The 8,844-nt window shown below is 48.6% G+C and carries 7 protein-coding genes; 6 read left to right on the top strand and 1 reads right to left on the bottom strand.

Features of this window, described 5'->3' with window-relative positions:
- Window positions 1–352: 352 nt before the first annotated feature.
- From ACKFKF_RS33150 to ACKFKF_RS33135, 4 genes are all read left to right on the top strand, one after another.
- Window positions 353–1,117 (top strand): hypothetical protein, encoded by a 765-nt coding sequence (locus ACKFKF_RS33150; protein ID WP_446871644.1) that lies wholly within the window; start codon window positions 353–355, stop codon window positions 1,115–1,117.
- A 297-nt stretch (window positions 1,118–1,414) separates the two neighbouring features.
- Window positions 1,415–3,124: an urease subunit alpha gene (gene ureC, locus ACKFKF_RS33145; protein ID WP_446871643.1), complete on the top strand. Its 1,710-nt coding sequence runs from the start codon at window positions 1,415–1,417 to the stop codon at window positions 3,122–3,124.
- A 148-nt stretch (window positions 3,125–3,272) separates the two neighbouring features.
- Entirely contained in the window at window positions 3,273–3,503 is a 231-nt protein-coding gene (locus ACKFKF_RS33140) for a hypothetical protein (RefSeq protein WP_446859789.1), read from the top strand.
- A 451-nt stretch (window positions 3,504–3,954) separates the two neighbouring features.
- Window positions 3,955–4,476 (top strand): crossover junction endodeoxyribonuclease RuvC, encoded by a 522-nt coding sequence (locus ACKFKF_RS33135; protein ID WP_446859791.1) that lies wholly within the window; start codon window positions 3,955–3,957, stop codon window positions 4,474–4,476.
- 127 nt (window positions 4,477–4,603) lie between these two features.
- Here ACKFKF_RS33135 and ACKFKF_RS33130 read toward each other — a convergent pair whose 3' ends face one another.
- On the bottom strand, window positions 4,604–5,635 hold the full coding sequence (locus tag ACKFKF_RS33130; protein ID WP_446871642.1) for a diguanylate cyclase domain-containing protein: 1,032 nt from the start codon (window positions 5,633–5,635) through the stop codon (window positions 4,604–4,606).
- An 852-nt stretch (window positions 5,636–6,487) separates the two neighbouring features.
- Here ACKFKF_RS33130 and ACKFKF_RS33125 point away from each other — a divergent pair.
- Window positions 6,488–7,477 (top strand): multicopper oxidase domain-containing protein, encoded by a 990-nt coding sequence (locus ACKFKF_RS33125; protein ID WP_446871641.1) that lies wholly within the window; start codon window positions 6,488–6,490, stop codon window positions 7,475–7,477.
- A gap of 180 nt (window positions 7,478–7,657) precedes the next feature.
- Complete coding sequence (locus ACKFKF_RS33120) at window positions 7,658–8,668, top strand: helix-hairpin-helix domain-containing protein (RefSeq protein WP_446871640.1); 1,011 nt, start codon at window positions 7,658–7,660, stop codon at window positions 8,666–8,668.
- The last annotated feature ends 176 nt before the right edge of the window (window positions 8,669–8,844 follow it).

The following is an 8,844-nucleotide window of genomic DNA, read 5'->3' as shown; positions in this document are numbered from 1 at the left end:
GTTCAAAGCCATGACGACGGCTCAAAGTCCCCCATTTTTGGGGGATTTAGGGGGCTGAAGCCGCCTGAAACGAAGCGACAACGACTTGTGCGTACACGGTCGCCAGTTTTGGGGGACTTTCGGAGAAAAGCTTTAGTGCAAAGTCCCTTACGGGTGAAGGATTTAAGAAGCAACCCGATCTACCACCAGAGCGAACACTTTCATCGAATTCACGATCGCTCAGGAGAATTTAGGGCGCATTTCCGGATTGGCAGTCTCTTGTCGGTATCTCGAAGCCCACGAAGTGAAAAGTTTTATCGAATTTGCAGTCCCATAGACCTTGAACAATTACACCTGCTAAGGAGTCCCTTTTATGGTTTGGCACACGTTTAACAAAGCTTCCTCAGCCGTCTCTCGATCGCCGCTCACAGAAATTCGTTCTCACCAGCTTCACGGCGTGTGGGTAGGTTTGGCGGCTTCGATGCTTTGTATGATTGGAGGCTGTACCGCTTCTAAACCACAGGCATCCGCTCCAGCTCCCTCTGCGACGGCATCTCCTACAACACCCGCAGTTGAGCCATCTGTGTCGCCGTCTGAGCCTCCAGCAGTTCCGTCTGCGTCACCTGTCAGCACGCCAAGCCCTACTTCCCAAGCCTCGATTAAGCCAGATGCGACTGGTAATGTGGCTTTAGCAGATGGACGAGTTACCTTTGCATTGCCACCTGGATTTACCCAGTTGACCGCCCAAGAAATCGCCACCAAGTTTCCCAAAACCGGAAGCCCACCTAAATATGCCTATGGCAACGATCGCCGCACCGTTACAGTCGCCGTCACCTTTTCACCTGCCAAAGTAGCCCCCCAGCAGCTACCTGAGTTAAAAACTGCACTGCGTCAAGCGATCGGAAAGTCACTCCCCAACCTGCAATGGATTAGTGATGAAATGACCACGATCAACAACACGCCCTGGGTGCATTTTGAGTTTATCAATCAAGCGATCGATACCAAAGTTCACAACGACACTTATTTCACGTCATTTGATGGCAAGATGATGGGCTTTAACTTTAATTCAGTCGTCGCTGAACAGGATGCAGTGCGCGCAGAGTTGCGTAAGACACGGGACTCGATCGTGATTCGTTAGGCTCCTGGGTCGTCCCAACTAGGGAGTGATGATCTCGTAGGGTGTTGAGACACTCGAAATGCACCCATTTCAATCGTCGGCGGTGCGTTTCGCTTTAGGCTCAAGTTGGCTTCAGTCGATCGCGGGTAAGTATTTTTAGTTGGCAAATCAACAAAATAATTAAAGAATCTGCGATCGACTGAGTTTTTCTACTTTGTCTTTCTACTTCGCACTCAATAAAGCTCATTTTTTGACAGTTTCTCTAGCCAATTCATTGCATAATTGAGGGCGGATCAGACCACGCTTGAGGAGTTGTCCATGAGTTATCGCATGAATCGCCGCGCCTATGCTGAAACCTATGGCCCGACGGTGGGCGATCGCATCCGATTAGCCGACACTGACCTGATTATCGAAGTCGAACAAGATCACACTACCTACGGCGATGAGGTAAAGTTTGGCGGTGGAAAAGTGATCCGCGATGGCATGGGGCAGTCTCCGATCACGAACGAAGCGGGTGCCGTTGATGCGGTGATTACCAATGCGCTAATTCTCGACTGGTGGGGCATCGTCAAAGCGGATGTGGGCATCAAAGATGGAAAAATTGCCGCGATCGGAAAAGCTGGAAACCCCTATATTCAAGACAATGTGACGATCGTAATTGGCCCCGGCACCGAAGCGATCGCCGGAGAAGGACTGATCCTGACGGCAGGCGGCGTAGACACTCACATTCACTTTATTTGCCCGCAACAGATCGAGGTCGCGATCGCGTCTGGAATCACAACCATGATCGGAGGCGGAACCGGGCCAGCAGCGGGAACGAGCGCCACGACTTGCACCCCCGGCCCGTGGAATCTTTACCGCATGTTGCAGGCTGCTGAAGCTTTTCCGATGAACCTGGGATTCTTAGGCAAAGGCAACACTAGCCAACCCGCTGCCCTCGAAGAACAAGTAAAAGCGGGAGCGATGGGCTTAAAGCTGCACGAAGATTGGGGAACCACACCTGCGGCGATCGATACCTGTTTGAGCGTTGCCGACGAATACGATGTTCAGGTGGCCATCCACACCGACACGTTGAATGAAGCGGGATTTGTCGAAGATACGATCGCTGCCTTCAAAAATCGCGTCATTCACACCTATCACACCGAAGGCGCAGGCGGAGGACATGCCCCCGACATCATCAAAGTTTGTGGTGAAGCGAATGTGTTGCCGTCTTCGACCAATCCGACGCGACCTTATACTTTAAACACGCTAGACGAACATTTGGATATGCTGATGGTCTGTCACCACCTCGATCCCAGCATTCCAGAAGATGTCGCGTTTGCAGAATCGCGAATCCGAAGAGAAACGATCGCCGCCGAAGATATTCTTCACGATTTGGGCGCGTTTAGTATGCTGTCGTCTGACTCACAGGCCATGGGACGAATCGGAGAAGTCATCATTCGCACCTGGCAAACGGGCCACAAAATGAAAGTGCAACGGGGCGCACTGGCCGAGGATTCGTCACGCAACGATAATCACCGAGCCAAACGCTACATTGCAAAATATACGATCAATCCGGCGATCACTCATGGGATTGCTGCCCACGTCGGATCGATCGAGGTTGGAAAGCTAGCAGACCTTTGCCTGTGGCGACCAGCGATGTTTGGAGTCAAGCCAGAAATGGTGATCAAAGGCGGCTTGATTGCCTGGTCACAGATGGGAGATGCTAACGCCAGTATTCCCACACCGCAACCTGTTCATATGCGTCCGATGTTTGGCAGTTTTGGGGGAGCGATCGCCGCCACATCTCTCATATTCCTGTCTCAAGCAGCGATCAAAAAAGGGGTTCCTGAAAAGCTAGGTCTGCAAAAGCAAGCCGTAGCGGTGTCAGGCATTCGCAAACTCACCAAGCGAGACATGAAGCTTAACGATGCACTCCCTCATATGGAAGTTGATCCTGAAACTTATGAAGTTCGGGCTGACGGTGAACTATTAACTTGTGAGCCTGCCACTGTGTTACCGATGGCGCAGCGATATTTTCTGTTTTGAGGCAGCTTCGATCGGAGCGGGCGGCTATATCAGTCCTAAATCAGTTGCAAGAATCTTCAAGGGCGGGTTATTAGTCATTACTTCTTAGCCATCGATTTACTAATCATTGCATCCGGCTACCTGAATCATTACCAAGCGGAGATTTACCATGTCTAAACCTGTTTCTAAATCTGTTCATCAAGCTGTGCAAAACTTCTTGACTATCATGGCAAAACAGGGCGACAAACGGGCGATCGCGGCTCTCCAAACTATAGATGATATTGACGTGATCGACACGGGCGAAACGGTGGATGTGCAGATGATTGTCGATCAGCCCGATGGCGAATTTGTTGTCACAGAACATGGAGCTAGTTTTTTGCCAAAGTCGGATGAGGGATGAGGGAGAACTTCGATGATCTGTTCCCCCTTTGGGGGTAATCCGCTTTGCGAGGAGGGATGAGGGATGAGGGATGAAACTTCCTGGGCATTGACTCTGGTGACCGAACGACTGATTCTTGGGTTAGTGAGCTTGGAGCATTGAGATCGAGACTGGTTTGCAAAGCTGTGTCAGCACCATCAATAGGAAGCGATCTGACATAGCAGTTGTAAATCAGTTGTGAAAATACTTGAAACAGCCGTTTCAAAGTCCCCCAAAATGGGGGATCTAGGGGGCGAGGATCTGTATCAGTAACTACTGGATTTGGTATTAGCCATTCATTGACGACCAACCACTAACCACTCATGACTAACCACTCATGACCAACTACCGAATTCTCACAACTTAAATAGGATATCTACCGCAAAATCCTTTGTCAGTCCGATCGCTAGAAATTTGGTAGTATGGGCGAACTATGAAAAAGTCTGCCGCCTTACTTCCACTACCGATCCTGGATCTACGAGGAAAGATTATTTTGGGGATTGACCCCGCGATCGCCACGATCGGGTATGGGGCAATTCGAGATGAAACGGTTCTCGATTATGGGGTGATTGTGACCCCTGCCAACACGCCCACTTACAAACGATTGCAGCAGATTCATGACGACGTGCGAGAACTCTGTCAGATGCTCAAACCTGATGTGGTAGCGATGGAGATGCCGTTCTTTGCGCGAGAAAATACCAATGCGGGTAAAGTGCTGCGTGCCCTAGGCGTGATCGAGCTTGCGCTGGCAGAAAGTGGCTTAGAAGAACCCGTCTTTCTCCATCAGTCCCAGGTCAAATCAGCCGTGGCTAAATATGGAGCAGATAAGTCAGAAATTCAACAAGCTGTGATGATGATTTTCAACTTGTCAGAGATTCCTAAACCTGACGATGCCGCCGATGGATTAGCGATCGCTTATGCCGCTCAAACCGGGGCACGGGCAAACGTTCGATAAAAGAATGTGACTCTCCTAGAACGTCAAACCGAAGTTCGTTAAAGCCACTCATAATGGGCAGCTTGGGGGCAAAAGCCCTCAAAATCGAAGCGAAAAAACTCCATCGAATCCACGTCAGTCAAAGTTTCTAAGGACGGATCAGGTTTGAGCGATCTCTTTGAGCTACCCGTGAGGGGTCGCGCTTCTTAAGTGATTCATGTAGCATTGTATGATCCGTTGCTTGCAGCATTTCTTTTAAGACAACGCTGCGGTTTCTACCTTTTCTTTTGGCCTGGTAGAGTGCTTTGTCTGCCGCAGCAATTAGCATTGACGAATTGGTTTCGAGAGCGGGAATGAGACTGGTCACGCCAACGCTGATCGTCACATGCTCACAAACTTGAGAATTGACATTGACAAGCTGCAACGCTTTTACCTGAGCGCAAATTTTTGCTGCTACTTTTGCCGCTCCTGCTGCATGGGTATTGGGCAATATCACTGCAAATTCTTCTCCACCGTAGCGGGCCGTCAAATCTCCCGATCGCTTCACCGCCGATCGAATCGCCTGAGCAACTTGATGGAGACAGCGATCACCCGCCGGGTGCCCATAGGTGTCGTTGTAGGCTTTGAAGTAATCGATATCGCACAATATCAAAGATAGAGGCTGTTTTTCTCGCCTCATGCGCTGCCATTCTTGACTGAGATAGTCATCAAACCAGCGACGATTGGCTACTTGAGTGAGATCATCGATCCAGGCCAGTCGCTTTAATACCTGATTGGTTTCTTCAAGGTGCTGACACAAAAGCGCTTGCTGTTGTTGAAGCTGAAATTGCCCGATCAGACGCTGCATACGCTGCCGCAAAACCGCCCAGTGAATCGGCTTGGTAATAAAATCAGTGGCTCCAACCTCAAAGGCGCGATCGACCGAGGCGCGATCTTCGAGTCCTGTAATCATCAGCACAGGGGCCGCATGATTGCCAGGAAGGGCACGTAGAGCCGCACAACAGGTAAATCCATCCATGACGGGCATGAGCGCATCCATCAACACGATGTCAGGCTTTAGGCGAGTATAAAGATCGAGACATTGCATTCCATCAGTGACTTCGACGACTTGATACTGTTCTTGCTCTAAAGCATGTCTTAGTTGAAATCGAGTCAGTCGATCGTCATCGACAACTAGCACAAGAGGGGCTTCTTGATTAAACTTGATCACGTTCGGGTTTAGCCTCTAGAACGTTAGGTGAATAGGAGATGAGTTCAATTGACAGAGATTAAGCGACTATAGCTATCCGTTTGAGTTGTCAGAATTCGATGGTTAGCGGTCAATCAAAGGTTGAGAACTAAGAACCTACCCTTTGAAGACGTTCACAAATAATTCAGGATTGCTATAGATCAGTAGACCTACATTTAACCTACATTTATAAGTAAGTGTTACAGAAATATCCAAGGTTTTTGGGTAGCTCATCGCACCTAATTCTAAATCATAATACGGAGGGAATTATGAACAAAATCTATACTTCTGAAGAGAATTCACTGAGAAAACTGCGAATAAGTTTGTCTTGTTTATACCATCAGAATGAGAGATAACGACCATAATACTGAGTATCTCGCTGATAGAGAATAATAAGTAAGCTGACTGTCATAACCCTTAATTTAAGAGAACAATGGTACATATTTCATTACACGCGCAATAGGCAATTTCTCTATGTCTCTCTTTTTTGGGGATTACTTCGCTAGGCTGGCTTCACCTTGAGATCTCTTTGACCTCCTTAAGAGGAGATGTGAATTAAAGCTGCACGTTGCGTTTACACTTCTTCTGAAACTGAGCCGACGTTAACGAACGTCATTTCATTGAGTTTACGAGTTTAGAAATAAAAGCTTGACAAGATCGTGAAGTGGGGCTGACTTTCCAGCTTTTTGCTAAACTAATGAGAATATTTGCCAAAAGCTAATAGAAGACTTATGCTGCTAAAGGTCATCTGGCTGCAATTTATCGATTGACTTTCGGTTGCAAAAATGTTGTCCGCGATCGCCCATGTCGAACTCTAAATTGGAAAAACTGAATCGCCGTCAGCTATTGCAGTGGGGATTGTTGGGAGGTGTCGGACTTGCAGGGTCAGCGATCGCCCTTCAGCAGTGGCAGCGCCAAACCCCAAACAAAACAGTCACCATCCCGCCGCTTCCGCATTCTTCTACCGAAACGACTCCGCTCACCGTACTGCGCGACTTTGACTATGGCACCGTCACTCAAGAAAATGGGCGCACCGTGCGAGAGTTTCGGGTCGAAGCGCAGACCTCCCCGATCAAACTGGACAACGCTCACACCTTCATCACCTGGAATTTGAATGGACGAGTTCCCGGCCCGACGTTTCGAGCGACTGAGGGCGATCGGATTCGGGTGATTTTTTACAACAAAGCGGGGCATTCTCACTCGCTGCATTTTCATGGCTATCACGCGGCCGACATGGATGGCATCAAGCCGATTCGCAACAATGGCGTGATGATTTATGAGTTTGACGCTGCGCCATTTGGAGTGCATCTCTATCACTGTCACGTTGCCCCGGTGACTCGACACATCGGTAAAGGGCTGTATGGCATGTTTATTATCGATCCGCCTCAGCCTCGTCCACCTGCGGATGAAATGGTGCTGATTATGGCGGGCTATGACGTGAACAACGATCAAAAAAACGAACTGTATGCCTTCAATGGGTTGCCTCACTACTACATGCATCATCCGATTCCGATTCAGCAAGATCAACTGATTCGCCTCTATGTGCTGAATATGATTGAGTTTGACCCTGTGGCCACGTTTCACCTTCACGCCAATTTGTTTCGCATCAATCGGACTGGGCGATCGCTCGAAGCTACCGAGGAAACCGACGTAATCACAATGGGAACCGCAGAACGGCACATTCTAGAATTTAGCTTTGCTAAACCAGGCAAATTTATGTTTCACCCCCATCAAGACGCGATCGCCGAAGCGGGCTGTATGGGCTTCTTTGACGTGATCGCAACCAAAACTTGAATCGTTAAGCTTTTGGGAAACTTTCGCAGAAAGGTACAAAAAACAATTGACAAGAGCGATCGCAAGCCGTCAGAATAAGCCTCACCCGCTAACAAAAATAATTCGCATTAAGTCTGCCTGATGTGGAGCCATCCGCTTCCCAGCTTTTCTCGCGTCCCAAAAATCATTTGGAAATGACCTATGCCTGTTCTTCGCTTTCTGGCGCTTTTCTTCTCAGCCACCTTTTTATCAGTGTTGATTTCCTGTAGTACTCAGGCTCCTCCGACCGCTGTGGCCCCGTCGAGTCCTGCCCAGACGAGTCGTTCATCCTCAATGAGCGGCATGTCTCACAGCAACACGCAAATCAATATCAACAGCGCGATTTTGTCTGAGTTAGACAAACTTGAAGCAAAGTTGGCCGTTCCGGGATTGTCTAATAAAATTCAGGCCAGTCGCCCCTACGGAAAAGTCGAAGAACTGGTGTCGAAGAATGTCATCAATCAAGCGCAATTTGATCAGGTTAAAGATTTGGTGACGATCAAAGATATTCAACTCACCGGAGAAGCGAAAGATGTCGATTACATGATCAAGTTGGGCTTGATGAAAGGGCACCTGATGGTTGCTAAAGAACTGCTTGATCTGCAAAAACCAGACCAGGCCGAACCTCATATTGGCCACCCAGTCGAAGAGATTTATGCAGATGTCGAAGATCAACTCAACGAACGCAACATCAAAGAGTTTAAAACGACATTAATTGCCCTTCAGGATTATGTAAAAGCTGGAGCCAAAGACGCAAATAAAGTCAGTAGTGAATTCAAAACTTCGATGCAGTCAGTAGAAGGGGCGATCGCGGCCCTGCCCGATACTCAGCGCAATTCTCCTAACTTTGTTTTGCAGGTGATCACTGGGTTGTTGGATGCAGCAAACTCTGAATACGGAGCGGCGATCGCGGATGGCAAAATTACTCAAGAGATTGAATATCAAGATTCTCGTGGGTTCGTGGTCTATGCCAATGAGCTTCACAAAGGGATTGCTTCTCAAATGACCAAAGACAATCCTGAAGCCGAGAAAGCGATCGCGACCACAATGACAGAACTGAGTCAAGCCTGGCCCGCTCCCCTGCCGCCTGCTGCCCCAGTCAAATCACCAGATGAAGTCTCTAAGCTCGTCAAAACGATCGAAATGAACGCACAGAAGTCGATCAAGTCTTAATTGGTAACTTGGCAGTTAAAACTGTGGCTATCAAAACAAAGGCCACCTCCCCGAACTGACCAACAAAACGACTTCTTGAGTGGGCAAAGACTCACTTTGGTTCTTAATACCAGGTTAAAAATACGTGAATTCGATGAAATCTTTCGCTGCGGTTGTTAATCCAGGCAGCCCCCTAA

It is taken from the genome of Phormidesmis sp. 146-12 (assembly GCF_052939495.1).
Note: the sequence above shows the minus strand (reverse complement) of the source record. Positions and strands in the feature narration are given on the sequence as shown.

What these genes read in the sequence shown, in the direction of transcription:
- ACKFKF_RS33150 (WP_446871644.1), top strand. Translation starts at nt 353, where the DNA reads ATGGTTTGGCACACGTTTAACAAAGCTTCCTCAGCCGTCTCTCGATCG.
- ureC (WP_446871643.1), top strand. Translation starts at nt 1,415, where the DNA reads ATGAGTTATCGCATGAATCGCCGCGCCTATGCTGAAACCTATGGCCCG.
- ACKFKF_RS33140 (WP_446859789.1), top strand. Translation starts at nt 3,273, where the DNA reads ATGTCTAAACCTGTTTCTAAATCTGTTCATCAAGCTGTGCAAAACTTC.
- ACKFKF_RS33135 (WP_446859791.1), top strand. Translation starts at nt 3,955, where the DNA reads ATGAAAAAGTCTGCCGCCTTACTTCCACTACCGATCCTGGATCTACGA.
- ACKFKF_RS33125 (WP_446871641.1), top strand. Translation starts at nt 6,488, where the DNA reads ATGTCGAACTCTAAATTGGAAAAACTGAATCGCCGTCAGCTATTGCAG.
- ACKFKF_RS33120 (WP_446871640.1), top strand. Translation starts at nt 7,658, where the DNA reads ATGCCTGTTCTTCGCTTTCTGGCGCTTTTCTTCTCAGCCACCTTTTTA.